Annotated in this window: 27 protein-coding genes; 12 read left to right on the top strand and 15 right to left on the bottom strand. The window is 71.9% G+C overall.

Going from position 1 to position 25,305, the window contains the following annotated elements:
- Window positions 1–47 precede the first annotated feature (47 nt).
- The 4 genes from BJ965_RS01990 to BJ965_RS01975 all read right to left on the bottom strand — a co-directional run bounded on the left by BJ965_RS01990 (window position 48) and on the right by BJ965_RS01975 (window position 3,977).
- Window positions 48–401 carry a UBP-type zinc finger domain-containing protein gene (locus BJ965_RS01990; RefSeq protein ID WP_184907050.1) on the bottom strand — a complete coding sequence of 118 codons (354 nt, stop codon included), beginning with the start codon at window positions 399–401 and terminating at the stop codon, window positions 48–50.
- Complete coding sequence (locus tag BJ965_RS01985; protein WP_184907049.1) at window positions 398–1,843, bottom strand: ATP-binding protein; 1,446 nt, start codon at window positions 1,841–1,843, stop codon at window positions 398–400. Before BJ965_RS01985 ends, BJ965_RS01990 begins: the two co-directional genes overlap by 4 nt.
- Window positions 1,840–3,516: an FAD-dependent oxidoreductase gene (locus BJ965_RS01980; RefSeq protein WP_184907048.1), complete on the bottom strand. Its 1,677-nt coding sequence runs from the start codon at window positions 3,514–3,516 to the stop codon at window positions 1,840–1,842. The genes BJ965_RS01985 and BJ965_RS01980 overlap by 4 nt, the downstream gene beginning before the upstream one ends.
- 107 nt (window positions 3,517–3,623) lie before the next feature.
- The gene (locus tag BJ965_RS01975; RefSeq protein WP_184907047.1) at window positions 3,624–3,977 is read right to left on the bottom strand and encodes a VOC family protein; all 354 of its coding nucleotides are present in this window, start codon (window positions 3,975–3,977) and stop codon (window positions 3,624–3,626) included.
- Between the two features lie 64 nt (window positions 3,978–4,041).
- Here BJ965_RS01975 and BJ965_RS01970 point away from each other — a divergent pair, with 64 nt between their 5' ends.
- Complete coding sequence (locus BJ965_RS01970; RefSeq protein WP_184907046.1) at window positions 4,042–4,923, top strand: universal stress protein; 882 nt, start codon at window positions 4,042–4,044, stop codon at window positions 4,921–4,923.
- 13 nt (window positions 4,924–4,936) lie between these two features.
- Here BJ965_RS01970 and BJ965_RS01965 read toward each other — a convergent pair whose 3' ends face one another.
- The 3 genes from BJ965_RS01965 to BJ965_RS01955 form a co-directional block, all read right to left on the bottom strand.
- Entirely contained in the window at window positions 4,937–6,169 is a 1,233-nt protein-coding gene (locus BJ965_RS01965; RefSeq protein WP_184907045.1) for a DUF4032 domain-containing protein, read from the bottom strand.
- A 41-nt stretch (window positions 6,170–6,210) separates the two neighbouring features.
- Window positions 6,211–6,957 carry an MBL fold metallo-hydrolase gene (locus BJ965_RS01960; protein ID WP_184907044.1) on the bottom strand — a complete coding sequence of 249 codons (747 nt, stop codon included), beginning with the start codon at window positions 6,955–6,957 and terminating at the stop codon, window positions 6,211–6,213.
- Between the two features lie 156 nt (window positions 6,958–7,113).
- A complete protein-coding gene (locus BJ965_RS01955) occupies window positions 7,114–7,737 on the bottom strand; it encodes an alpha-ketoglutarate-dependent dioxygenase AlkB (RefSeq protein WP_184907043.1) in 624 nt (207 codons plus the stop codon).
- A 103-nt stretch (window positions 7,738–7,840) separates the two neighbouring features.
- On the opposite strand from BJ965_RS01955, the gene BJ965_RS01950 reads away from it, so the two are divergent.
- Both BJ965_RS01950 and BJ965_RS01945 read left to right on the top strand, forming a co-directional pair.
- Window positions 7,841–8,479: a TetR/AcrR family transcriptional regulator gene (locus tag BJ965_RS01950; protein WP_184907042.1), complete on the top strand. Its 639-nt coding sequence runs from the start codon at window positions 7,841–7,843 to the stop codon at window positions 8,477–8,479.
- 17 nt (window positions 8,480–8,496) lie between these two features.
- Window positions 8,497–10,170 carry an FAD-binding dehydrogenase gene (locus tag BJ965_RS01945; RefSeq protein ID WP_184907041.1) on the top strand — a complete coding sequence of 558 codons (1,674 nt, stop codon included), beginning with the start codon at window positions 8,497–8,499 and terminating at the stop codon, window positions 10,168–10,170.
- Between the two features lie 19 nt (window positions 10,171–10,189).
- On the opposite strand, the gene BJ965_RS01940 is transcribed toward BJ965_RS01945, so the two are convergent.
- The 3 genes from BJ965_RS01940 to BJ965_RS01930 all read right to left on the bottom strand — a co-directional run bounded on the left by BJ965_RS01940 (window position 10,190) and on the right by BJ965_RS01930 (window position 12,233).
- Window positions 10,190–10,540: a DUF488 domain-containing protein gene (locus BJ965_RS01940; RefSeq protein ID WP_184907040.1), complete on the bottom strand. Its 351-nt coding sequence runs from the start codon at window positions 10,538–10,540 to the stop codon at window positions 10,190–10,192.
- Window positions 10,541–10,657: 117 nt separating this feature from the next.
- Window positions 10,658–10,912 carry a WhiB family transcriptional regulator gene (locus BJ965_RS01935; RefSeq protein ID WP_030844076.1) on the bottom strand — a complete coding sequence of 85 codons (255 nt, stop codon included), beginning with the start codon at window positions 10,910–10,912 and terminating at the stop codon, window positions 10,658–10,660.
- Window positions 10,913–11,015: 103 nt separating this feature from the next.
- Window positions 11,016–12,233: a saccharopine dehydrogenase family protein gene (locus tag BJ965_RS01930; protein WP_184907039.1), complete on the bottom strand. Its 1,218-nt coding sequence runs from the start codon at window positions 12,231–12,233 to the stop codon at window positions 11,016–11,018.
- Between the two features lie 113 nt (window positions 12,234–12,346).
- Here BJ965_RS01930 and BJ965_RS01925 point away from each other — a divergent pair, with 113 nt between their 5' ends.
- Window positions 12,347–13,054 (top strand): TetR/AcrR family transcriptional regulator, encoded by a 708-nt coding sequence (locus BJ965_RS01925; RefSeq protein WP_184907038.1) that lies wholly within the window; start codon window positions 12,347–12,349, stop codon window positions 13,052–13,054.
- 4 nt (window positions 13,055–13,058) lie between these two features.
- Here the strand turns inward: BJ965_RS01925 and BJ965_RS01920 are convergent, their stop codons facing one another.
- On the bottom strand, window positions 13,059–13,958 hold the full coding sequence (locus tag BJ965_RS01920) for a LysR family transcriptional regulator ArgP (RefSeq protein ID WP_184916665.1): 900 nt from the start codon (window positions 13,956–13,958) through the stop codon (window positions 13,059–13,061).
- Window positions 13,959–14,027: 69 nt separating this feature from the next.
- Between BJ965_RS01920 and BJ965_RS01915 the strand changes: the two genes are divergently transcribed.
- Together BJ965_RS01915 and BJ965_RS01910 are read left to right on the top strand one after the other, a co-directional pair.
- Window positions 14,028–14,645 (top strand): LysE/ArgO family amino acid transporter, encoded by a 618-nt coding sequence (locus tag BJ965_RS01915; protein WP_184907037.1) that lies wholly within the window; start codon window positions 14,028–14,030, stop codon window positions 14,643–14,645.
- Between the two features lie 83 nt (window positions 14,646–14,728).
- Entirely contained in the window at window positions 14,729–16,009 is a 1,281-nt protein-coding gene (locus BJ965_RS01910) for an MFS transporter (RefSeq protein WP_184907036.1), read from the top strand.
- A gap of 4 nt (window positions 16,010–16,013) precedes the next feature.
- On the opposite strand, the gene BJ965_RS01905 is transcribed toward BJ965_RS01910, so the two are convergent.
- From BJ965_RS01905 to BJ965_RS01895, 3 genes are all read right to left on the bottom strand, one after another.
- Window positions 16,014–16,469, bottom strand: coding sequence for a cyclic nucleotide-binding domain-containing protein (locus BJ965_RS01905; protein ID WP_142166085.1), 456 nt, complete (start codon window positions 16,467–16,469; stop codon window positions 16,014–16,016).
- A gap of 274 nt (window positions 16,470–16,743) precedes the next feature.
- Window positions 16,744–18,213: an aminotransferase class I/II-fold pyridoxal phosphate-dependent enzyme gene (locus tag BJ965_RS01900; RefSeq protein ID WP_184907035.1), complete on the bottom strand. Its 1,470-nt coding sequence runs from the start codon at window positions 18,211–18,213 to the stop codon at window positions 16,744–16,746.
- Between the two features lie 69 nt (window positions 18,214–18,282).
- Window positions 18,283–18,504 (bottom strand): hypothetical protein, encoded by a 222-nt coding sequence (locus BJ965_RS01895; protein WP_184907034.1) that lies wholly within the window; start codon window positions 18,502–18,504, stop codon window positions 18,283–18,285.
- Window positions 18,505–18,771: 267 nt separating this feature from the next.
- On the opposite strand from BJ965_RS01895, the gene BJ965_RS01890 reads away from it, so the two are divergent.
- From BJ965_RS01890 to BJ965_RS01865, 6 genes are all read left to right on the top strand, one after another.
- The gene (locus tag BJ965_RS01890; RefSeq protein WP_184907033.1) at window positions 18,772–19,206 is read left to right on the top strand and encodes an ATP-binding protein; all 435 of its coding nucleotides are present in this window, start codon (window positions 18,772–18,774) and stop codon (window positions 19,204–19,206) included.
- Window positions 19,207–19,406: 200 nt separating this feature from the next.
- The gene (locus tag BJ965_RS01885) at window positions 19,407–20,267 is read left to right on the top strand and encodes a SigB/SigF/SigG family RNA polymerase sigma factor (protein WP_184907032.1); all 861 of its coding nucleotides are present in this window, start codon (window positions 19,407–19,409) and stop codon (window positions 20,265–20,267) included.
- 29 nt (window positions 20,268–20,296) lie between these two features.
- Complete coding sequence (locus BJ965_RS01880; protein ID WP_184907031.1) at window positions 20,297–20,560, top strand: DUF5133 domain-containing protein; 264 nt, start codon at window positions 20,297–20,299, stop codon at window positions 20,558–20,560.
- 113 nt (window positions 20,561–20,673) lie between these two features.
- A complete protein-coding gene (locus BJ965_RS01875; RefSeq protein ID WP_184907030.1) occupies window positions 20,674–21,528 on the top strand; it encodes an ANTAR domain-containing protein in 855 nt (284 codons plus the stop codon).
- A gap of 124 nt (window positions 21,529–21,652) precedes the next feature.
- Complete coding sequence (locus BJ965_RS01870; RefSeq protein WP_184907029.1) at window positions 21,653–22,489, top strand: DUF1206 domain-containing protein; 837 nt, start codon at window positions 21,653–21,655, stop codon at window positions 22,487–22,489.
- A gap of 28 nt (window positions 22,490–22,517) precedes the next feature.
- Window positions 22,518–22,952, top strand: coding sequence for a hypothetical protein (locus BJ965_RS01865; protein WP_031113368.1), 435 nt, complete (start codon window positions 22,518–22,520; stop codon window positions 22,950–22,952).
- A gap of 31 nt (window positions 22,953–22,983) precedes the next feature.
- Here the strand turns inward: BJ965_RS01865 and BJ965_RS01860 are convergent, their stop codons facing one another.
- On the bottom strand, window positions 22,984–25,227 hold the full coding sequence (locus tag BJ965_RS01860) for an FUSC family protein (RefSeq protein WP_184907028.1): 2,244 nt from the start codon (window positions 25,225–25,227) through the stop codon (window positions 22,984–22,986).
- Window positions 25,228–25,305: the final 78 nt, after the last annotated feature.

Raw genomic sequence — 25,305 nt, 5'->3', positions numbered from 1 at the left:
ACCGCCTACCACCTGCTGCCGCGAATCGACCGGACAGCCCCGAGCCCCTAGGCCCGCAGAACCTTCGCCCAGTCCGCCGGCACCCGCCCCGCCGGCCCCGGCGTGGGCTGATCGGCCGGATGACTCAGCGGCCCGGCCAGCTCCGGCCCGCCCTCGTACAACTCGTTCGTCGCATAGTCCCAGTACCAGTCCTCACCCGGCTCGAAGCTCTGCACCAGGGGATGCCCGGTCTCCCGGAAATGCCCCGTCGCGTGCTTCGCCGGCGAGCTGTCACAGCACCCCACGTGCCCGCATTGCGCACACCGCCGCAGGTGGAACCACCACCCCCCGGACACGTCGCACTCCGCGCACCCGCTGCCGCTCGGCGGCACACTCGGGTCGATCCCGTTCTCGCCACTCATGCCGACTCCTCCTCGACCGCTGTCAGCGGAAGCAGTACCTGGAAACGCGTGTCCCCCGGCTCGGACTCCACCTGGATGCTCCCGTGGTGCTTGTTGACCACGATCCGCCAGGAGATGTCGAGCCCGAGCCCCGTCCCCTCACCCACCGGCTTGGTGGTGAAGAAGGGATCGAAGATCCGCCCCCGGTCCTCCGCCGGGATTCCGACACCCGTGTCGCGGAACTCCACCAGCAGCCGGTCGTGGTCTCGAGCCGTCCGCACGGTCAACGTCCCCTGCCCGCCCGCGCTGTTCATCGCCGCGACCGCGTTGTCGATGAGATTCGTCCACACCTGGTTGAGCTCCGCCGGGTACGCGGGGATCCTCGGCAGCGAACGGTCGTAGTCCTTGACGACCTCGATCTGCTTGCCGATCTTGCCCGACAGCATCAGCAGGGTGGAGTCGAGGAGTTCGTGCACGTCGGCGTTCTGGAAGGGTGCCCGGTCGAGCTGCGAGTACTGCTTCGCCGCGTCCACGAGGTGTGAGATGCGGGCGGTCGAGTCGTTGATCTCGTCCATCAGCAGCTCGGTCTCGACGGTGTAGTTGAGCCAGCCGATCGCGCTGGGCAGGATGTCCTCGTCCACGGCCGCCGCGATCTGGTCCAGCCAGTCCACGTCGAGACCGGCCTGGACGAAGGTGGGCGCGATCCGCCAGCCTTCCGGGATGCCCTGGTCGTCCAGCCAGTCGGTCACGGCGTCCTCCCGGTCGGAGGCCTCCAGCGGACTCAGCACCGGCGCCTTCGCGACCCGTTCGGCCGTGCGCTCCTGGATGTCGATGAGATGGGCCATGACCTCGGGGGAGTACGACCCCTGGGCGATGACCGCCAGCTTGTGGCGCATCTTGCCGACCCGCTCCCGCAGCGTCGCGGTCGCTCGAACGGCCGCCGCCGCCGGGTTGTTCAGCTCGTGCGTGAGGCCGGCGGACAACGAGCCCAGCGCCAGCAGCCGTTCGCGCTGCCCGATGGCCCGCTGGGTGCTCTTCGAACCGAAGAACAGCCCCTCCAGCAGATGCACCGCCATCGGGAACCACTCCTGCATGATCCCCGCGAACGTGTCGGCGGGCAGCACGAAGAACCGCGTCGGCTCCGTGACGCGCATGGAGTTGTTGTAGACCTGTCGCACCCGGTCGCCCAGGTACGCCTGCATCGACCCGGCGTACACCCCACGCTGGGAGGTCCGGGTCACCTCCACGTCGTCGCCGCCGACCCGGCGGTACAGCACCACCGAGCCCTCGAGCATCACGTAGAAGCAGGTGGCGGGCTCGCCCTCGGTGTACACGGGCCCGGGCTCGAAGCGCTCCACCCGGCCCTCGCTGCACAGCCTGCCGAGCTGCTCGGGCGTGAGCTTCTCGAACAGGAACAGCGCCCCGATCTCCTGAGGGTTGCAGGGGGCCGCCCGCCCGCTCATGACTGCTCCAGATACCGGTGGACGAGCATCACGGCCATGGCTCCCTCTCCGACGGCGGACGCGACCCGCTTCGCGGACTCGGAGCGGGCGTCGCCCGCAACGAACACGCCGGGCACATTGGTCTCCAGGTGGTACGGCGGCCGGTCCAGCTCCCAGCCCTCCGGCGGGCGGCCGTCCGCGCTCAGGTCGGGTCCGGCGAGGATGAACCCGCGCTCGTCCCGCAGCACCGTCCCGTCCAGCCAGTCGGTCAGCGGCGCCGCGCCGATGAAGACGAACACCCACTGCGCGTCGACCTGTTCGGTCTGCCCGCTGTCCACGTCCCGCAGGGTCAGCCGCTCCAGGTGGCCGTCGCCGTGCGCGGCCTCGACGACCGTGCGGGACCGGACCCGGATGTTGGGCGACTCCTCGATCTGCTGGATCAGGTAGTGCGACATCGACGCCGACAGGGAGGGGCCGCGCACCAGCAGGGTCACCGACTTCGCGCCCCGGGACAGGTACATCGCCGCCTGTCCCGCGGAGTTGGCGCCGCCGACGATGTAGACGTCCTGGTCCTGACAGGACGGGGCCTCCGTCAGGGCGGACCCGTAGTACAGGCCGCAGCCGGTCAGGTCCTCGCAGCCGGGCGCCGCCAGTTGCCGGTAGGACACGCCGGTCGCCAGGATCACGCTGTGCGCGGCCACCGCCGAGCCGTCGGAGAACCGGACGATCCGGGCGGCGCCGTTGACCTCCAGGGCCGTCACCTCGCGCGCGGTGAGGATCTCGGCGCCGAACTTCGACGCCTGCCGCCTGGCCCGGTCGGTGAGCTGCGCCCCCGACACGCCGTCGGGGAAGCCCAGGTAGTTCTCGATGCGCGAGCTCTGGCCCGCCTGCCCGCCGGTCGCCGACCGCTCCACCAGCACGGTCCGCAGCCCCTCGGAGGCGCCGTATACCGCCGAGCCGAGTCCGGCCGGGCCGCCGCCGATGACGACCAGGTCGTAGAAGTCGGCCGTCGGGGTCGTGGCCAGCCCGACCCGGGCGGCGAGGTCCACGGCTTCCGGCTCGACCAGCGGTGTCCCGTCCGGCGTGATCACCACCGGCAGCCGCAGCCCGTCCTCGCCTGCCGCGGCCAGCAGCCGCCGCCCCTCCGGCTCGTCGGCGGAGTACCAGCGGTACGGCACCTGGTTGCGGGCCAGGAACTCCCGCAGGTCCGAGGAGCGCGACGACCAGCGGTGCCCCACGACCTTGGTGCTGGGCACGGGCCGGAAGTCGCTGCTCCGCCAGGCCTGGAGCAGATCGTCGAGAACCGGGTACAGCTTCTCCTCGGGCGGGTCCCACGGCTTCAGGAGGTAGTGGTCGAGGTCGACGACGTTGATCGCGTCGATCGCGGCGTTCGTGTCCGCGTACGCGGTCAGCAGCACGCGCCGCGCGCCCGGGTAGACGTCCAGGGCCTGTTCCAGGAACTCGATGCCGTTCATCTGCGGCATCCGGTAGTCGGCCAGGATCACCGCCACGAGATCGCCGCGGAGCTTCAGCTCGCGCAGCGCGTCCAGCGCGGACGCGCCGGACTCCGCCCGCACGATCCGGTACGACGCGCCGTACCGCCGCCTCAGGTCCCGGGCCACGGCCCGGGAGACACCCGGATCGTCGTCCACGGTCATGATGACGGTCCGCGCCGTATCGGCGGGCTGTGCCATACGTCCCCCACACCGGGCGGTCGACTCACGGCACGGCGTCCCGGGGCACCGCGCCGGCCTGAAGCCCATCGTATGTTCGATCGCGGCGCGGTGCCCGGACACGGGGATCAGCTCTTGAAGGCTCCCAGCACGCAGAATTCGTTGCCCTCCGGGTCGGCGAGCGTCACCCACGGCTGCTCGCCCTGCCCGACGTCGGCGTGCCGCGCGCCGAGCGCCAGCAGCCGGGCCACCTCGGCCTCCTGGTCGTCGGGCCTGAAGTCGAAGTGGAGGCGGTTCTTGATCGTCTTGCGCTCCGGCACCGTCGTGAACAGCAGGCCCGGCAGTCGTTCCGGGGCGGGCCGGATCTCGAACTCGTCAGGTGCGTCGTTCACCACCACCCAGCCGAGAGCCTCGGCCCACCAGCGGCCCAGGGCCGCGGGATCGGCCGAATCCACCATTACCTGCTCCCACTCCAGTGACATGCGGGCAGTGTAGTGAAGACTGATCATGAGCACGTAGTGATTTCCGACGAGGGGAGACAGCGGGATGACACGCCCGATCACCGCAGGGGTCGACGGATCGCAGGAGAGCCTCGCCGCCCTGGCGTGGGCGGCGAGGGAGGCGGTGCGGCGCGGGCTGGCGCTCCGGGTGGTGCACGCCTGGCGGGTCCACTCCCAGGAGGTGATCGAGGCGGGGATCGCCGGGGACGCGGACGGCCAGGCCGAGTGGGTGCACGGTGCGGTGACCGAAGCCGTCGGCACCGTCACCGCACACCATCCGGGTCTCGAGGTGACCACCGATGTCGTCGAGGGCCCGGTGGCCGACACCCTGGTCGCCGCCGCGGCCGACGCCGAGATGCTGGTGCTCGGCTCGCGCGGGCACGGCCGCATCGTCGGGTTCCTGCTCGGCTCGGTCGGCCAGCAGGTGATCGCCGCGACCACCCGGCCCGTGGTGCTCGTCCGGGCCGGCGACCAGCCCTCGTCCGAGGCCGCCGGCCGGGAGGTCGTGGTGGGCCAGCAGGGCGACCCGGAGGACAGTGCCGACGCGCTGCGCTTCGCCTTCGAGACGGCCGCCGAGCGCGGGGCGACCGTGCGGGTCGTACGGGCCTGGAACCTGCCGCCCGTCTTCGCCTACAGCCCCGGCTCGCTGAAGCTCCTCGACGAGGCCGGGGGACTGGAGCCGTACGAGAGGAAGAGCCTGGCCGCCGCGGTCCGGCCGTGGCGGGAACGATTCCCCGATGTGCCCGTCGAGGAGCACGTGGAGATGGGCAGCGCGAGCCAGGTGCTGCTGTCGGTGGCCGGGACGGCCCAGCTGATGGTCGTCGGCCGCCGGGCCCACCGCACGGCCGTCGGGGCCCGCATCGGCTCGGTGGCCCACGGGATGCTGCACCACGCGGACTGCCCGGTGGCGGTGGTGCCCCACGCGTGAGGGCTGCGGCCCCTCACTCCGCGGTCGGCTGCAGCGTCCTGCTCGCCTTGGGCAGGATGTTCTCGATGTAGTCCTCGACCGCGGTCTCGATGCCGATGTCGTGCTGGGCCCGCTCGGACATGTACCAGCGGTGTTCGAGGAGCTGGTGGTAGATCTCCGCCGGGTCCATCGCACCGCGCAGTTCGAGCGGCACGGCCCGCACGGTCGGCCGGAACACCTCCCGCACCCAGCGGTGGGCCAGCACCTCCGGGCGGGCTCCCAGGGGATCGCCGGGCGCGTAGTCGTCCTGGGTCGCCATCCAGCTCTCCAGGTCGTTCAGCAGCCGCCGGGCCTGGTTCTCCTCCGTGTCGAGACCGGTCAGACGCAGCAGCTGGCGCTGGTGGTGGCCCGCGTCGACGACCTTGGGCACGAAGCTGACCGTGTCGCCGTTGGAGGCGTGCTCGATCTGCATCTCGGCGACGTCGAAACCGAGGTCGTTCAGGCGGCGGATCCGGCGTTCTATGTAGTGGTACTTGCCGGCCGGGTAGACGGAGGCCCGGGTCAGCTCGTTCCACAGGCCGCGGTAGCGGGCGCAGATCTCCGTGCCGAACTCGATCGGGTCGACGGAGGGGTGCAGCGCCCCGGACGCCTCCAGGTCCAGCAGCTCCCCGCTGATGTTGACGCGGGCGAGGTCGAGGTCGTAGTCGCGCTGCCCCGTGCTGAGCTGCGGATGCAGGTCACCGGTCTCGGCGTCCACGAGATACGCGGCGTAGGCGCCCGCGTCCCGTCGGAAGAGGGTGTTGGACAGCGAGCAGTCGCCCCAGGCGAACCCGGCCAGGTGCAGGCGCACCAGGAGCACGGCGAGCGCGTCCATCAGCCGGTGCATGGTGGCGGGCCGCATGGTCGTCTCGAACATCGAGCGGTACGGCATCGAGCCGCCCAGGTGCCGGGTGACCAGGACGCTCTCCAGCGGGGCGCCGCTCGCGTCGGTGCGGCCGGTGACCACGGCCAGCGGGTCCACCGACGGGATGCCGAGCCGGTCCAGATCGCGCAGCATGTCGTACTCGCGCAGCGCCGGGCGCTCGGCCAGCTCCTTGACGGCGATCACCTCGTCGCCTGCCCGGGAGTAGCGCACCACGTGCCGGGAGATGCCGCGGGGCAGCGGGACGAGGTACTCCTCGGGCCAGTCCTCCAGGGGCAGGTGCCACGGCAGTTCCAGCAAGAGCGCGGGGTGCTCGGGGTTCGTCGCGCTGATCTGCAGTGCCATGCGCCGGGTGTCCTTGTCTCGCCGCCGATCGTCGCCTCACTCTAAAGGGCGCGTTCCCGGGCCCGCCGCGCGGCGTCCCGCACCGGCCCGCGGTGCACCGGCCCGTGCCCGGGGAGCAGCAGCTCGCCCTCCAGCTCCGCCAGGACGTCCAGCGAGGCCAGGGCAGGGGGCCGCTCGCGGTGGAACATGTCCGGCAGCAGCTGCGGCCCTTCGACCCGCGAGGTGGGGTGCCCGCTGACCAGGGCGTCCCCGGAGATCAGTACACCGGTGCCGGGCAGGTGGTAGGCGCAGTGCCCGTCGGTGTGACCGGGGGTGTGCACCGGTACCGGCCGTCCGGGCAGGTCCAGCGCGCCCGCCGTCGGGAACGCCTGCGGGGCCGTCACCGGGACGGGGGTCGTGCCGCCCGAGCGCAGCGCGTGCACGGCCCACGGCAGCACCCCCGGCCGCCAGCCGTTCCCCAGCACCGTCCCGATGGACACCTGGTGCAGGAACTCCCGGCGCGCGTGCGGCACTTCGGCCTCGTGCAGGAGAACGGGCGTGCCGTACGTGGCGCGCAGGTACTCCGCGCTGCCCAGGTGGTCGTTGTGCGCGTGCGTGATCAGCGCGGCCGCGACCGCCTGCGGGGAGCTGCCCACCTGCGCGAGCGAGGCGAGGAGCTGCTCGCGGTCGCCGGGGTAACCGGTGTCGACCAGCGTGACGGCGTCCCCCTCCGTGAGGATCACCCAGTTGGTGTTCGATCCGTGCACCAGGTAGGTGCCGTCCGCGACTTGCTGTACGTCCGCCCGCATGATCGCCCGCCTCGTGTGGTCCCGCTACCGGCCCGACGGGAGAAGAGAAGCAGATGCCACGGCGGGCGGAATCGCCGGGTCCGCCGCAACCCGGCTGGGTGGCGGGGGCGTTCACGTGCCCAGTGCGCGCCGTGCGGCAGCGAGTCCGGTCCGTGCTCAGCGCACGCCGTGCGGACGGAACTGGATGCTGATGCGCGGCTCCGTCGCCCGGGTGCTCTTGGGGATCGAGTGCTCCCAGGTGCGCTGGCAGGAGCCGCCCATCACGATGAGGTCGCCGTGGCCCAGTGGGCGGCGCACGGTGTCCCGGCCGCCTCGCAGCGGGCGGAGCAGCAGATCACGGGGTGCTCCGACGGACAGGATCGCGACCATCGTGTCCTCGCGCGCTCCGCGTCCGATCCGGTCGCCGTGCCAGGCGACGCTGTCCCGGCCGTCGCGGTAGTAGCACAGCCCGGCCGTGGTGAACGGCTCACCCAGTTCCTCGCCGTAGTGGGCGCTCAACGCGTCCCGTGCCTCGGCCAGCACGGGGTGCGGCAGCCGGTCGTCCACGCCGTAGAACGCGAGCAGGCGGGGGACGTCGACCACGGTGTCGTACATCGTGCGCCGCTCCGCCCGCCACGGGACCTCGGCGGCCAGCTGTTCGAACAGGTCGTCCGAGCCGCCGAGCCAGCCGGGCAGCGTGTCGAGCCAGGCGCCGAAGCCGAGGTGGGTACGGCCGATCCCGTCCAGAGAGCCGAGGCACAGCTCGCCGGCCTGGTCGAAGAGAGAGCCCTGGAGGTGCATGCAGTCAGCGTACCTCGTATTCGAATATCTGTTCCATAGGGTGATCGCTCTTTCGATACATCGGTGTATCCAATACAATCATGTATCGAAAGGGGGGCGGGGCATGACCGTCGAGAGAAGAACCGGGCGTGTGACCAGGCGCCGTGTCCACACCCGCGCCAACCTCCTGGAGGCGGCGTTCTCCGTGTTCGCGGCCAAGGGCTTCGGGCATGTCTCGATCGAGGAGGTCTGCGAGGCCGCCGGCTACAGCAGGGGCGCCTTCTACTCCAACTTCTCCAGCCTCGACGAGCTGTTCTTCGCCCTCTACCGTGAGCGGGCCGAGCTGATCGCCGAGCAGGTCTCCGGCGCCCTCGCCCTCGACGGGCCCGACCTCGACGTGCCCGCCGCCGTGGACCGCGTCACCGACGTGCTGCTCCTCGACCGGGACTGGCTCCTGGTGAAGACGGACTTCCTCGTGCACGCCGCCCGTGACCCGGAGGTGGCGCGGAGCCTGCTCGAACACCGCGCGCGGCTGCGGCGGGCCATCGCCGAGCGGCTGGGCCGGGCCCGCGGCCACACCGCACTGCCCGCCGTGCTGGGGGACACGGACGGCGCCGCCCACGCCGTGGTCGCCGCGTACGACGGCGTCACCACGCAACTCCTGCTGGACCGGGACCTGGGCCACGCCCGTGCCTGGCTGAAGCAACTGCTCACGGCCCTGCTGACCGATGGCAGCGGCACCCTCGATCACACGAAGAACTGAAGAAGGGAACGGTCGCCATGGATGCCGATGTCATCGTCGTCGGAGCGGGCCTCGCCGGTCTGGTCGCGGCGCACGAACTGACCAGCAGGGGCAGACGGGTCGCCCTCGTCGACCAGGAGAATGCCAACAACCTCGGCGGCCAGGCCTTCTGGTCCTTCGGCGGGCTGTTCCTCGTCGACTCGCCCGAGCAGCGCCGCCTGGGCATCAAGGACTCCTTCGACCTCGCCTGGAGCGACTGGCGGGGCAGCGCGGGCTTCGACCGGCTGGACGACGAGGACTCCTGGGCCGTGCGCTGGGCCCGCGCCTACGTCGAGTTCGCCGCGGGGGAGAAGCGCTCCTGGCTCGACGGGCACCACATCAAGTTCCTGCCCACCGTCGGCTGGGCGGAGCGGGGCGACCTCACCGCGCACGGGCACGGCAACACCGTGCCCCGCTTCCACATCGCCTGGGGCACCGGCACCGGCGTCGTCGAACCGTTCGTGCACTACGCCAAGCAGGCCGCCCGCGACGGCCTGCTCACCTTCCACCACCGCCACCGCGTCGACGCCCTCGTCGTCGAGGACGGCACCGCCCGGGGCGTGCGCGGCACGGTCCTGGCCGAGGACCCCTCACCGCGGGGCGTCGCCTCCAGCCGCGAGGCGATCGGCGAGTTCGAACTCACCGCCCAAGCCGTCATCGTCACCAGCGGCGGCATCGGCGCCGACCACGACATCGTCCGACGTTACTGGCCCGAGCGCCTCGGCACCCCGCCCCGCGAGATGGTCACCGGTGTCCCCGCCTATGTCGACGGGCGGATGCTCGACATCAGCGCCGAGGCGGGCGTACGGCTGGTCAACCGCGACCGCATGTGGCACTACACCGAGGGTCTGCGGAACTGGGACCCGGTCTGGCCCGGCCACGGCATCCGCATCCTGCCGGGGCCGTCCTCGATGTGGTTCGACGCCCTCGGCCGCCGTCTGCCCGGGCCCTGCCTGCCCGGCTACGACACCCTCGGCACCCTGAAGCACCTGCGCACCACCGAGGACATCGCCGGGTACGACCACTCCTGGTTCATCCTCACGCAGAAGATCATCGAGAAGGAGTTCGCCCTGTCGGGCTCCGAGCAGAACCCCGACATCACCGCCAAGGACCGCGCCGGGTTCCTCAAGGAACGCATCCTCGGCAAGGGCGCGCCCGGACCTGTCGACGCGTTCCTGCGCAAGGGTGCCGACTTCGTGACCGCGTCCAGTGTCGAGCAGCTCGTCGCGAAGATGAACGACCTCACCGACGAGCCGCTCCTCGACGCGGCCGGGATCAAGCGCCAGATCGAGGCCCGTGACCTGCAGATCGCCAACCCCTACGCCAAGGACGCCCAGGTGCAGGGCATCCGCAATGCCCGCCGCTACATCGGCGACCGCCTCGGCCGGGTCGCCACTCCGCACCGCATCCTGGACCCGGCGGCCGGCCCGCTGATCGGCGTCAAGCTGCACATCCTCACCCGCAAGACCCTCGGCGGCATCCAGACCGACCTGGACTCCCGCGCCCTCGGGACCGACGGCAAGCCGGTCGAGGGGCTGTACGCGGCCGGTGAGGTCGCCGGCTTCGGCGGCGGCGGCGTCCACGGCTACAACGCCCTGGAGGGCACCTTCCTCGGGGGCTGCCTCTTCTCGGGCCGTGCGGCGGGCCGGGCGGCGGCGAAGCAGACCGCCTGACGGACGCGGGCCCGTCTCCTCAGCCTTCGAGGAGGCGGACCAGCACCGTGGCGTGGCTCTGCTCCGGCGTCTTCGACGCGGTCAGCAGGGTCACGTCGCCTTTCCCGGCGAGGTCACGCACACCGTCCAGGGCCTCTGCGGCCTCCTCGGCGGCGAGCTCCGCCTCGTACCGCTCGGCGAACTCCTCGTACGTGCCCCCGCCCGCGTGGTACCAGCGGCGCAGCTCCGTCGACGGGGTGAGGGCCTTCGGCCACTCGTCCACCCGGGCCGCGTCCTTCGCCAGTCCGCGCGGCCACAACCGGTCGACCAGGACCCGCACCCCGTCCTCCGGCTCGGCGGGATCGTAGACACGGCGCACACGCACGCTCATGGTCGGCTCCTCCCCGCGACGACACGGACCCGTGCCGCGAGCCCAACCCCGGCCGGACGCCCGCACCCCCGGGAACCGCTGCGGTGCAGCCAGGTCCCCGGGGGTTGCGGGCCGATGTCAGCCGGAGCGGCGGCGGGCGGCCGTGCGGCGCTTCAGCGCACGCCGTTCGTTCTCGCTCGTCCCGCCCCACACGCCGATGGACTGGCCCGTGTCCAGGGCCCATTGCAGACACTGCTCCTGCACCGGGCAGCGCCGTCGGCACACCGCCTTGGCCTGTTCCGTCTGCAGCAGAGCCGGGCCGGAGGTGCCGATCGGGAAGAAGAGCTCGGGGTCCTCGTGCCGACAGGCAGCGTGGTCTCGCCAGTTGTCCATCGAAGTCACCTGCATCGCAGTAGAAACGTGCTCTCTCGTCTGCTTACTCCTTTTCGGGTGACCTGTCGATGCGCGCTGAAACAGGGCGTTCCCGGACAGTCGTTCACTGCTCCCGCATGCCCCAGGGGGAGCCGTAGTCCGTCAGCAGGTCCAGGAACGGCCGGGCCGGGAAGGCCTCCGGGCCGAGCACGCCCGCACCGGACCAGGCGCCCGTCGCGAGGAGTTCGAGCGCGACGACGGGGTTGATCGCGGTCTGCCACACCACGGCCTGGGAGCCGTACTCCGCCATCGACCACTGGTTGTCGACCACGTGGTAGAGGTACACCTCGCGCGGCGCGCCGTCCTTCACGCCCTTCACCCAGGTGCCCGCACAGGTCTTGCCGTGCATCCGCTCCCCGAGGGTGGCCGGATCGGGCAGACACGCGGCGACCACGTCCCGCGGCGAGACCTTCACCGGCCCGTCGGGCCCGGGCACGGTCACCGGGTCGGTGCGGTCCAGGCCCAGCAGATGCAGCGTCTTCAGCGTCTCGACGAACTCCCGGCCCAGGCCGTACTTGAAGGTCACCCGGCGGGCGTCGACCCAGCGCGGGACGAGCAGCACCTCCTCGTGCTCGACGTTCACGCACTCGACCGGGCCGATGCCCTCGGGGAAGTCGAAGACCTCGGGCTCACTGAACGGTTCGGTGGTGAACCAGCCCTTGCCCGTCTCGTGGACGACCGGCGGATTGAGGCACTCCTCGATGGTGGTCCAGATGCTGAACGAGGGCGCGAAGTCGTAGCCGTCGACGGTCAGATTCGCGCCGTCGCGGATGCCGATCTCCTCGATCTCGTCGAAGAGTTCGTCGGCGGCGTACCGCGCGAAGACGTCCGACAGTCCCGGCTCCACACCCATCCCGACGAGGGCCAGCAGCCCCTCCTTCTCCCAGTCGGCGGCCTGCGTGAACTGCTCGTCGCCGAGCTTGACCCCGCACTCCTCGTAGGGGCGCTCGGCGTGCGGGCGGGACAGTGACATCGCCATGTCGAGATAGGTGGCACCCGCGGCGCGGGCCGCGCGGAACAGGGGCATCACGAAGCGGGGGTCGGTGGCGTTGAGCAGAACGTCGCAGCGATGCCACCGGAGCAGACGGGCCACGGCCGCTTCGTCGCCCGCGTCCACCTGCTCCGCGGTGAACCGCGCCTCGCCGCCCAGGGCCGCGACCGCCGCCTCGGCCCGGGCCGGGTCGTAGTCCGCCACCACCATCGCCTCGAAGAACGGCCGCCGGGCCGCGATCCGGGTGATCGCCCCGCCCACACCACCGGCACCCACGAGCAGTACACGCATGACAGAAACTCCCTATTTGCGAAGAACGTGCCGCGTCCTTGCAGTGATGAAACGCCGCCCCGCGGCATAAGGTCAATGGCGTTGGCATAAGGAAGGACAAGGAGGGGGACGTCGTGCCCAAGCCCGTGGTACCCGAGGAGAAACGCCGCCGGCGCAGGCCCACCAAGAGCGGCACCGTGCTGACGGAGGAGCTGATCGTCGAGACGGCGCTGCGCATGTTGCGCGAACACGGCAGCGCCGGACTCACCGCCCGCCGGCTGGGCCTCGCCCTGGACGCCGACCCGAGCACGCTCTACCGGTACTTCCGCGGCATGGACGACCTGACCCTCGCCATCGGCGACGCGCTCATCGGCCAGGCACTCGAGGGCTGGCGGCCCACGGGGGAGTGGCGGGAGGATCTGCGGTCCTTCGGGCTGCGCATCCACGCGGCGTACCTGGCCCATCCGCAAGCCGCCCTGCTGACCACGAACCGTGTCACGGGGCGGGCCCACGAGCTGGCCGCGGACGAGGCCGTCCTGGACGTCCTGCGCAGGGCCGGTTTCCCGCTGCCCGACACCGTGCGCATCTACCACGCCTTCATCGACCAGACCCTGGCCTTCGCCGCGCTGGACGCCGCCTCGCTGGCCCTGCCCAGGGACTCGCTGCACGCCGACGAGGACATGTGGCGCTCCACCTACGCCCGTCTGCCCGCCGCCACCCATCCCCGCATCGCCGAGGCGGCGCCGCTGCTCGCCACCCGGATGCTCACCAGCGCCTACCCGACGGCCCTGGAGATGCTCCTGGAGAGCGCGGCCGCCCGGCTCGAGGGCATCCGCGACTGAGACGTCAGGCCCGCAGCGTCTCCGCCGCGGTCGCCGTCACCGTCTCCGCCACCTGCGCCAGCGCCGGCGAGTCGAGCTTCCACTGCTGCCAGTACAGCGGCACGTCGACCGTGCGGCCCGGGGCGATGCCGACGAGCCGGCCCGCGCGCAGCAGGGGATCCGCCTGGGGCTCCGGTACCAGGCCCCACCCCAGGCCGGCGGCGACGGCCTCGACGAAGCCCTCCGAGGTCGGCACGTAGTGCCGCAGCGCACTCGCGCCGCTGCGTCCCCGGGTGAGCCCGCGGACGAAGCCGTCCTGGAAGTCGTCACGCCGGTCGAAGACCACCACGGGCACCTCGGTGAGCACCTGTGCCAGTGGCCCGCCGCGATGGTGCGCGGCGAAGTCCGGCGCGGCCACGGGGAGATAGCGCATCCGCCCGAGCGGGCGCACGGAGCAGCCCGGCACGGGGTCCGGTGACGAGGTCACCGCGGCCATCACCACGCCCTCCCGCAGCAGGGCCGCCGTGTGATCCTCGTCCTCGCGGCGCAGCTCGAAGCAGAGCCGCGGCTCCTGCGGCACGCGCGCGAGCACGGGCAGGAACCAGGTGGCCAGCGAGTCGGCGTTGACCGCGACCGACACCCGGACCGGCTCCCCGGTGTCGGCCAGTCCCAGCTCCGCGTAGGCGTCGTGCTCCAGGCGCGCCACCTGGCGGGCGAGCCGGACCAGCACCTCACCCGACTCGGTCGGCCGCACCGGCTTGGTCCGCAGCAGCAGGACCCGGCCCGTGCGCTGCTCCAGCGCCTTCACCCGCTGGCTGATCGCCGACGGCGTCACATGCAGTGCGGCCGCCGCCGCGTCGAACGTCCCCTCGTCCACGACGGCGAGCAGGGTCCGCACCTGGTCCAGCGGGAGATCGGTCATCATCACGTGTGCTAATGATACGTAAGAATCTTTAGCTGGACCCGAGTGGTGGGCGTCCGTAGCGTCGACGCCATGACCAGCACTTTCACCGCCGGCGCCGCCGGTTTCGGCACCGGACTGTCCCTCATCGTCGCCATCGGCGCCCAGAACGCCTTCGTCCTGCGCCAGGGGATCCGCCGCCAGGCCGTCCTCGCCGTGGTCGCCATCTGCGCCCTGTCGGACGCGGCGCTGATCGCGCTCGGGGTGGGCGGGGTCGGCGCGGTGGTGGTGAAGTGGCCGGGAGCCCTGACCGTGGTCGGCTGGATCGGCGGCGCGTTCCTGCTGGTCTACGGTGCGCTGGCCGCCCGCCGGGTGCTGCGGCCCGGCGGCGACGCACTGCGCACCGAGGGGGAGGCGGCCGGATCGGTACGCCGGGCCGTACTCACCTGTCTGGCGATGACCTGGCTCAACCCGCACGTCTACCTCGACACCGTGTTCCTGCTGGGCTCCGTGGCCGCCGACCACGGTGAACTGCGCTGGACCTTCGGCCTCGGCGCGGTGCTGGCCAGCCTGTGCTGGTTCACCGCCCTCGGGTTCGGCGCCCGGATGCTCGGCCGCTTCCTGGCCAAGCCGGCCGCCTGGCGCGTCCTCGACGGACTGGTCGCCGCCACGATGATCGTGCTCGGCGCCGTGCTCGTCATCGGAAGCTGACACCTCGGCCGCGATGCCCCGGCAGGCTGCTGCGATAGTGATCCCCGCCCGAAAAGATGTAGCGAGCATCGAGGAAGCGGCGCGTGGACACGAGCGAGAGCACGACCGAAGAGCGGGAACCCGATCCGCGGGCACCCCGGCGGCGCTGGGCCATGGACACCCGGCCCCTGCGCCGCCCCGCCTACCGGCGGCTGTGGGGCTCGACCATCGTCACGGCCGTCGGCAGCCAGCTCACCGCCGTCGCCGTCCCCAAGCAGATCTACGACATCACCGGCTCCTCGGCGTGGGTCGGCGCCGCGAGCCTGGCCGGGCTCGTGCCCCTGATCGTGTTCGCGCTGTGGGGTGGGGCGATCGCCGACACCATGGACCGGCGCAAGCTGCTGCTGATCACCAACAGCGGCATCGCCGTCACCTCGGTGCTGTTCTGGCTCCAGGCCTTCGTGGGCCTGGAGTCGGTGGGCGCGCTCATGCTGCTGCTCGCCGTGCAGCAGGCCTTCTGGGGCCTCAACGCACCGGCCCGCAACGCCTCCATCGCCCGGCTGGTCCCCGAGGACGAACTGCCTGCCGCGGGCGCCCTCGGCTCGACCGTGATGCAGACCGGGCAGGTGGCGGGCCCCCTGCTCGCCGGCGCCCTCATCCCCGTCATCGGGCTGCCCGAGCTGTACCTGATCGACGCCCTGGCCCTGTGCGTGACGGTGTGGGCGGTCCACCGGCTGCCCGCGCTGCCGCCCCTGGCCGGTACGGCGGTGCGGCGCGCGGGCGTGAAGGAGATCGCCGCCGGCTTCCGCTACATCTCCGGGCACACCGTGCTGCTGCTGTCGTTCCTCGCCGACATCATCGCCATGGTCCTCGGCATGCCCCGTGCCCTGTTCCCGCAGCTCGCCTCCCAGACCTACGCCCCGTACGGCGAAGGGCTCGCGCTGGGCCTGCTGTTCGCGGCGATCCCCGTCGGCGCCGTGCTGGGCGGGCTGTTCTCCGGGACCTTCTCCCGCGCCCGGCGGCACGGCTGGATGGTCATCGGGGCGGTGGTCGCCTGGGGTGTGGCCATCACGGGCTTCGGGCTGAGCCGCAGCCCCTGGGTCGCGGTGGCGTTCCTCGCCCTCGCCGGGGTGGCCGACATGGTCTCCATGGTCTTCCGCGGGGCGATCCTGCTGTCCGCCGCCACCGACGAGATGCGCGGGCGGATGCAGGGGGTGTTCACCGTCGTCGTGGCGGGCGGCCCGCGTCTCGCCGACGTGCTGCACGGCACCGCGGGATCCGCCTTCGGCCCCCGCGCCGCCGTCGCGGGCGGCGGGCTGCTGGTCGTCGCGGTGATGCTGGTGCTGGCCGCCGCCGTACCGGCGCTGCGGCGCTACCGCGTCTGACGTCTCAGAGGACTCCGCGCCGGTGCAGCGTGTACTGCTCCATCAGCTTGCCCCGGGTCATCTCCAGCCGGTGCGCGAGCACCTCGGCGACGTTGCGCACCAGCATCACCCCGAGCTCCGAGTCCTCCTCGCACAGCTTCAGTACGGCCCCCGCGTCGAACTCGTAGGCCCGCACCGGGCTGAAGGCCACCGCGCCGAAGTCCCAGGTGTACGGCGGGAAGAGCCACGACCAGCCGAGCAGGTCGCCCGCGCCGAGGCTGGCCACGGTCACCCGCTGCAGGGAGTTCACCTGCTGGTCCAGGGAGACGGCGCCGGAGCGGATGACCCAGAAGCGGTCGGCCGGGCCGTCCGCCTCGAAGATCCGGGCGTCCTCGGGGAAGGACACCTCCCGGGCGAGCGTCATCAGGCGCTGCCGCTGGGGCGGAGGCAGGGCGGTCAGGAGTTTGATCGCTTTGGTCATGCGGAGCTCCTCGCCGGGCGGTCGACTGCGGTGCTGTCCCCAATCCCATTTCAGCCGCTGCCGGGGCCTTGGGCACCTCGGCGTACGAGACTTCTTGCGACGGACCGTCCGGGCGTGAAAAAGCCCTGGCTGGACGGGGGAGACCAGCCAGGGCCGTACAGCGGTGAGGAGGACGAGGGGTCGACTCCGTCACCACGTATGAGTGAACCGTAAACCATCTAGGGGGTGTGTGCGCCTCCAGGACCCGGTTGCGTGACCCGTTTCACTTCCCGGGTCACTCCGCGAGGACCCGCACCGTCTCCAGCTCCGGGTCCTCCGGGTCGGGCAGGTGCATGCCCGCGTCCAGCCCCGTCCGCAGGTACGCCAGCACCGGCTCCGTCAGCCGCTCGCCCGGGAGGACCGCGGGGATGCCCGGGGGATACGGCGTGATCATCTCGGCCGCGATCCGCCCGGCCGCCTCACCGACCGGCATGGACTCGGCCGGGCCGAAGAAGGCGTCCCGGGGCAGCACCGCCTGCTCCATCCGCAGCTCCGCCGGAGACGGCACCTCCACCCGTGGTGCCCTGGGCAGCTCCGGCGCGGCATGCGCGAGGTCCCGCAGCGCCTCCAGCAACTGCCCGGTGGTCTCCCGGTCGTCGCCATGGGTGATCTGCGCGCCGATGCGGCGGTGGTCCACCAGATGCGCGTCGATGTGCCGGTGCTCGCGCAGCCAGTCCGCCGCCTGGAAGCCCGTGATGCCGAGCCCGGTGAGGTCGATGACGCCGGGCAGCGGGTCGAAGTCGTCGGACAGGCCGGAGCCGCAGAAGTCGTCCCGGTCGTTGACGTGCAGTCCGTCGATCTCCTCGATGGCGGCCCGGACCCCGGCCGCGAGGTCCAGCGCACCGCCCATCAGCTCCTGGCCGTGCAGCGCCATCTGCCGCCGCCAGCCGTCCAGACCCGCGAAGATCAGCACCGAGGGGCTGGTGGTGCCCAGCAGGTCCGCGCGCATCCCCAGCAGCTCCGGCGGCACCAGGTCGCCCTGCAGATGGAAGACGGAGCCCTGCTCCAGACCGCTGCCCATCTTGTGGATGCTGGTCACGCAGATGTCCGCGCCCGCGTCCATCGCCCAGGACGGAAGATCCGGGTGGAACGGCAGATGCGCGCCCCACGCCTCGTCGACGATCAGCGGCCGCGAGCGCCGGTGACAGACATCGGCGATCGCCCGCAGGTCCGCGCAGCCGCCGTACGGCGTGGGGCTCGTGACCAGCGCGCCGCGCGCGTCCGGATGCGCCTCGAAGGCCTGGTCGAACTCCTCGGCGGACGGGGGATGGGCGAGCTTCCGCTCGGCGTCCCACCGGGGCTCGACCCAGACCGGCTCGATACCGGAGATGATCAGCCCGGCCACCACCGACTTGTGGGCGTCACGCCCGACCAGCAGCTTCTCGTGCGGCCCGGCGACCGACAGCATCGCGGCCTTCACCGACAGGGAACTCCCGCACGTGCTGAAGAACGTGTGCTCGGCGTGCACCGCGTCGGCCATCAGCTCCTGGGCCCGTTGCAGCACCCGGCCCCGGGTGAGCCGGTCGTCCAGACCGCCCGAGGCCAGCACGTCCCCGTGGAACACCGCGTCACCGAGGATCTCCCGGACCGCCGGATCGGCGCCGCGGGCCTGCTTGTGCCCGGGGGGAGTGAACGACAGATGTCCCTTGCGTCGGTACTCGTCCAGGGCTTCCAGAACCGGTGCTCGCGTGTGGTCGGCAGTCATGCGCGCCGGGTTCCCGGCGTGTGCCCTCGCAATCCGGCCCCACCCGCACCGGCACCGGCCTCCGCCCGGTCACTCCTCCGGCACGTGCTTGCCCGGAGTCACGATCTCGTCCAGCACCCGCAGCACCGCCTCGTAGGACATCTGCCGCACGGTCGCGTCCCGGGCCCCCTGCGGGTCGGTCGCGTCCAGCTCCTCGCTCCTGGCCCGCCACGTCCGCTCCTCCTGCGCCGCGCAGTCCCTCGCACGCCGGATACGCCGCAGCAGCTCGTCCGAATCCACCACATCGGTCATGCACCCCGCGTACCCGCCCAGCGGCCGGAGATGGCACCGGTCCACGACCGTTCGAGGTGTTCTCGGGTCTTCCGGCCGCGCCCGAGGTTTGCAGGTGCGGGGAAAGGTGAGCCGAAGAGTATGACCGCGGCGCTCGCGCGGTGCGCGTCCCGAACGCCGTGTCAGGTGGAGCAATCAGTGGGTCCGTGGACCCCGGGCAGACCCGTGCGGGCGGCCCCGGTACGCGGTACGGACCCGGTATCCGTTCGCGCTGTCAGGAGCTGCAGAATGTGCGACGAGCACATGATCGAATCCGTACTCGGGCCGCCCGGAGCCCACCGCACCCGGCCCAGCAAACCCGCCGAGGCGCGCCGAGCGGTGGAGCGAGCCGTGGCCGAACGCTGCCGGGCCACCCATACCCCGTGCGACACGGACGCCCTGTCCGACGCTCTGCTCGTCGTCTCGGAACTGACGACCAACGCGATTCTGCACGGTGGCGGTGTGACCGACTTCCAGGTGGACGTCGACGGCCCCGGTGTACGCCTCTCGGTGAGCGACCGCAGTGACGCACTGCCCGTGACCATGCCCCGCACCGATCCTCACGGACGGCTGCGGCACGGCGGCCACGGCTGGCCCATCGTCTGCCGGCTCTCCCGCGACGTGCGGGTGTCGGATCTGCCTGCCGGGGGCAAGTGCATCACTGCCGTCGTGCCCCTGTCCTGACCACCCGCGAGCGGTGCCCGACAAATTGCACTGCAAAGCGGAGTTTGTTCCCCCGGGGCCAGGGCAGACGCAATTTCGTGCTTCGGACCGGAGGCGCGCCAGCGGGAGCGGTACCTACTGCCCCGGAGGCCTCCAGGCGCATCCGGGCAGCAACCTTCCCGCGGTCAGTCCCTGAAACCACCGTTCAGGAGCGAATCCGCATGCTCATCGAAACGCCCACCCATCGTCCCGGCACGCCCGAAACGACGACCACCGCCTCACGGCGGCGTCACGACGACGCCCCCGACACAGCCGCCCTCTTCGCCCGAATGGCCGAACTGGAAGAGGGCCCCGATCGGGAGGCCGTCCGCGACGAACTGGTCACGCTGTGGCTGCCCATGGCTCACCGGATCGCCGGCCGCTTCCGCGACCGCGGGGAGTCGATCGAGGATCTCCGTCAGGTCGCCGCGCTGGGCCTGGTCAAGGCCATCGACCGGTTCGACCCGAGCCGGGGTGCCTTCGAGAGTTACGCCGTCCCCACCATCACCGGTGAGGTCAAGCGGCACTTCCGGGACCGCATGTGGGCCCTGCGGGTCCCCCGCCGTGTGCAGGAACTGCGCAACAAGGTGCGGGTGGCACGCCGCGAACTCACCCAGAACCCGGGCAGCCCCGAGCCCTCGGTGGCGGACCTCGCCACCCACACCGGCCTGACCGAGGAAGAGGTCAACGCCGGGCTCGAGGCGCTGGACAGCTTCAGCACCCTGTCGCTGGACGCCGAGCTCTCGGCCGACGACGACGGCTACAGCCTCGCGGACACCCTCGGCGCGGCCGACTCCTCCTACGACATCGTCGTGGACCGCGAGTCCGCCAAGGAAGGACTGCGCCGCCTGCCGGAGCGCGAACGGGCCATCCTCTACATGCGCTTCTTCGAGGACATGACCCAGAGCCGCATCGCCGACCACCTCGGCATCTCCCAGATGCACGTCTCCCGCCTCATCAGCCGCAGCTGCGCCCGGGTGCGCGACGAGGTCCTGGGGCAGCGGACGGGCAACCGGGGCAGCGGCCCCTCCACGACGGCCTGACCATCCGACCCCACGAGGAGCGAACGACCATGCTGAGGCCCCACCCCGCCGTGCTGCGCCGACTCGTCGACGAGTACGAGGCCCTGACGGGCGCCGAGGGCGCCCGCGGACCGGGGGAGCTGGATGCCAGGGCGCGTGACCTGGCGTACACGCTGTGCGTGTCGACCGGCACCCGCGATGTCCAGCGCGCCCTGGACGCTGCCCGCCAGTGGCTCGCCGCCGCACCCGCGCCGGTCCCCGAGCCCGCTGCGCCGGCGGGCGGACAGCGCATTCCCACCCCGGAGCCCGCCTGATGAGCGTGTGCCGCTGACACGACGGGGAAGGCGAATCGGAACGAGCCCGGCCGGCGGCGCAAGTCGCGGCCGGGCCCGTTTCACGTCACAGCCATCGAGATTCCGGGAGTCCCATGTCCACAACCCGCCGGCCAGTGGCCGACGAGGGCGAGCTGGAGCGCCTGCGTGCCGAGCTGCGTGACCTGCGGGCCCGGGCTCGGGTCCGCCCGCTGATCTCGCAGGCGCAGGGCATCGTGCAGGAGCGCTATGCGCTGCCCGACGGGGAGAGCGCCTTCGCGCTGATGCAGCGGGCGTCACAGCGCTACAACGTCAAGCTGCGCACGCTGGCCGGTGTGCTGGTGACCGCGCCGCGCCCGGACGGGACGGGGAGGCTGTGGTTCCCGGAACGCGTCCGCGGGCCGGAACCCGACCTGACCTTCACCCGGGCGCACCGCTCCGGGTCCGGCAGCCGCGGTGCCGTCCTGAAGGCCGTGCTGCGTTCCACCCTGGCGGTGGTCGGTACCGACATGGGCAATGTGCAGCTCGCCGACCCGGCCCGGGGAGGGCTGCGCATCGAGCAGCACACCGGCCTCACGGACGACTTCGTCGACTTCTTCGCCCACGTCGGCGAGGACGGCACGTCCTGCGCCCAGGCGGCCCGGGACCTCGCCCAGGTCACCGTGCACGACGTGGAGAGTGCTCCGGTGTTCACCGAACCGGCCCGGCAGGCCATCCTCGCGGCGGGCAGCAGGGCATGCCACAGCGTCCCCCTGACGACCGCGTCCGGACTGTGCGTCGGCATGGTGTCGGCCCACCTGGACCGGCCCCTCGACGGACTGACGACGACCCAGACGAAGGTCCTCGACACCATCGGCGGCCAGGCGGGCCGCTGGCTCGCCTGGCACGACGACACCGTGGTCCTGGACGCGCTGGAACATCTGCACGCCCTCGGCAGCGCCGGCCGCGGATCGCGGTTCCGGCGGTCCTGACCGGCCACGGAGGCGGCGCCGCGGCGCCGCCCACACGCCGGCTGGAAGCGGAATCCCCTGGTCCGAGGGCTGTGGAGGGTGTGTGAACGCCGACCCGGGGCATCCGCACTCCCGGGAGGTCGACATGAACACGAGTGCGATGGCACAGAGCGGTCGATTCCGGGCCCGGCGGATGGCGCGGGGTTCGGTGACCGAGGGGGCGGCACGGGCGGGCTTCGCCGCCCGGGGCGTGATCTATCTGCTCGTCGGAGCGCTGGCCCTGCAGATCGCCTTCGGCGACACCGGCCGCCAGGCCGACCGCGGGGGAGCCCTGCAGGAACTGGCGCAGAAGCCCTTCGGAGCGGTGCTGCTGTGGGCACTGGGCATCGGGCTCGTCGGCATGGCCCTGTGGAGGCTGTCCGAAGCGCTCTTCGGCTCGGTCGGCAAGGACGGCCGCAGCGCACGCAAACGGCTGATGGCGACGGTCCGCTTCGCGTTCTACGTCTTCGTCGCCTATTCGGTGCTGTCGTTCGCCCTCAGCCGCCACCAGAGTGGCGGATCCAGCGACCAGCAGTCCCGTGACGCCACGGCCAGGGTCCTGGAGATACCCGCCGGCCAGTGGCTGGTCGGCGCCGTCGGCATCGGGATCGTCGTGGCCGGCGGCTGGATCGCCGTACGCGCGGTGCTGCGCAAGTTCCACGACAAGCTCCGGCTGGGGCAGATGAGCCACCGGACGCGGCAGCTGGTGGACGTCACCGGCGTGGTCGGCGGCGCCGCCCGAGGGCTGGTCTTCGCGGTGGCCGGGGTCTTCGCCGTACGGGCCGCCATCGCCTACGAAGCCGACAAGGCCAAGGGCCTGGACGACACCCTGCGCACCTTCGCCGACACTCCACTCGGCCCCTGGCTTCTGGTCTGCGTCGCGGCCGGGCTGGTGCTCTTCGGAGTGTTCTCTTTCGCCATGGCCCGGTGGCGACGCGTCTGAGTCGCGTTCTGCGGGGAACACGATGCCAATGAGCGATTCCGAGATTCCGCATGGCGACGGCCGGCCCGTGGACGCGTACCTGGACCTCCTGCGCATCCGGATGGACACGGAGGACTACCGCCTTCTGATGCGCGCGGTGGAACCGGTCCTCGAGGCGATCGACGAGGAACGCCTGTCCAGCCTCGACTTCGCGCTCGACTCCGGCGCCAACGACGAACTGCCCCAGGAGGTCCGTGACGAGGTGGCCCTCGTCATCGCCACCGCCGTCACCGGCCGCCTGGACAACGAAGTGGTCGAACTCGACGTCGACGACACCGGCCCGGTCAGGATCGTCACGGACGCCACCACCGCGTCCGACCCGGTCCGCCTCGGCGAGATAGCCGACTACATCCGGGACCGGCACAAGCAGACCGAGGAGCTGCGAGGCATCGCCGAGGTGAGCGGGCTGCCCACGGACTTCTGACCGGCGGTGGCCCGCACTCCGGGGGCGGCTCTCACCCCTTGGGCGCCGCCACCGGCACACCCAGCGGCCGGGCGAGACCCACCACGGCCTCGTCCAGCCGCTCCAGATGCCGCAGCACGCGGTCGGTGATGCGGCCGTAGCGCGGTGTGCCCGCGTCGGATCCCAGCAGGGAGGCGATGCTCGGCCCGGTCTCGACCTGCGCGCCCGCGTGCTCGTCGGCGACCCGGACCGCGATGGTCTCGATGTTGCGCACCGTGCGCCCGGCGGCCCCGCGCAGTCGCGGGTCCGCCGCGATCGAGGGATGCGTGGGCAGCAGCTCGGCGGTCGCCGCCAGCGTCCGCGCGTGGTACGCGCACGTCTCCAGCAGCGCCACCACGTACCGGGCCGTGTTGCGCCGGGTCCGCAGCGGCGTGACCGGGTGGGTCAGCGGCTGGGTCGCGGCCCGCAGATCGGCCAGCGCCTGGTCCAGGTCGCGCGCCTTGTCCAGCAGCTCGTCCGCCGGCCCGCCGCTGAGCTGGCCGACCGCGGCCTCGGTGACCTCGGCCAGCCGCTCCAGCACGGTGCCGAGCAGCTCGTTCGTACGGCGATCCGTCTGCACCGGCAGCACCAGCGCCGCCGCCACCACCCCGCAGGCCGCGCCGAGCGCCGTCTCCTCGATCCGCAGCACGAGCACATCGAGGCTGTAGGTGTGCAGCAGCGTGTACAGCAGCCCCAGCATCGCGGTGACGAAGAACGACATCAGCGTGTACGACAGCGGCGCCGAGTAGAACATCGCGAAGATCAGCACCAGGACCAGGGCGAAAGCCGTCCAGGTGTGGTTGCCGACCAGACCCGCGAGCCCGATGCCGGCCACGACGCCGAACACCGTCCCCAGCAGCCGCCGGTACCCCTTGACCAGGATCTCGCCCGTCGATGACGTGTTGATGAAGACGATCCAGCACGTCAGCACCGCCCAGTACCAGCGCTGCGTGGACAGCAGCTCGCCGCCCACGATGGCCAGCGACGAGCCGACGGCGACCTGCACGGCCGCACGGGTGGTGGGCCGCCGCAGTCCGGTCTGCTCTTCCTGCTCGTCCTCTTCGCCACCGCCGTCGATCGCGGCGTCCTCGGCGTCCAGTTCCTCGCGGGAACGGGCCGTCGCCGGGGAGTCGTCCGACTCGTCCTGGGGACCGTCCAGCGCGATCCGCAGCCCGAGCACGGAGCGGGCCGACTCGCCGATGCCGCGGAAGACGTCCTGGAGGGCTGCCGACGCGGGCGGCAGGTTCTCCTCGTCCCGGTAGCCGAGGAGCCGGTTGCGTACATGGGCCAGCCCGGTGCCCGTGTCGCCGCTTCCCGCCCGCAGTACCAGGGTGTGCAGCGCCAGCAGATCGCGGCGGAGCGTGGCGCCGGCCTCGTCCGGCATGTCCGGACCGGCGATCGTCGGTGCGGGCGCGCCCGGCAGGTGCAGGGTCAGTGTGTCGGCCCGTTCGGCGGTGCGGGCGGTCAGCAGCAACAGGCCGAGCCGCTCGGCGGCGATCTCGGCGTCGGCGATCCTGCGCTGCACGAGCCGTGCCGCCGACTCGTCCGGGGTGCCCTCCTCCAGCTGTCCCTGGATCATCATGGCCGTCTCGTGCAGCCGCGCGGTGCCGTCGCGCAGGGCCTTCAGCGCCTTGTCCATCTCCTCCGCGGGGGCGTCGAGGAGTTCGAGCTGAGCGGACACCAGCTGGGCCAGCCGGGCACGGAAGGCCAGGCGCAGCCGCAGCAGCACGCCCGTGGGAGTCGCGGGCACGACCGCGAAGCGCATCAGGGCACTGGAGCAGAACGCCACGGCCATGGCACCGCACAGCTCGGGCAGCGTGTCGACGGTGGCGCCGACGAACAGCGACAGGAAGTAGACCTGGAAACCGATCAACCCGAGCGCGGTGCCCCGGTCGCCGAAGCGGCGGCCGTAGACCGCGCAGAAGATCAGGACGACGAAGAAGGCGTCACCGACCACGACCCGCGTGTTGAGCACCGCGCTCAGGGACACCGAGGCCAGGGCCACCGGAAGCCCCAGAGCCAGGGTCACGGCCTGAGCCCCGAGCTGCTTCTCCCGGATGGCGAAGGTGGCGACCATCGCCGCTATGGCCCCCGCCACCAGAATGTGCACGTCGGCGCCGAGCAGGGAGAGCACGGCCAGCGTCAGTGCGATCGCGCCGACCGTCCGCAATCCGGCCGTCAACCGCAGCAGACCGGGGTCGGACGCCGCGATCCGGTCCCGCAGTCGTGCCCGCACCGCGCGTCCCGCTGCCCTCACGCCGCCGCACTCTCTCCCGACTCACACCAAGATCCGTATCTCAGCATGACATGCCACGAGCGGAAGCTCCCGCCCGGC

The organism is Streptomyces luteogriseus (genome assembly GCF_014205055.1).
GTDB lineage: Bacteria > Actinomycetota > Actinomycetes > Streptomycetales > Streptomycetaceae > Streptomyces > Streptomyces luteogriseus.
The sequence above is the reverse complement of the archived record's forward strand: the minus strand, read 5'-3'. Positions and strand labels throughout refer to the sequence as shown.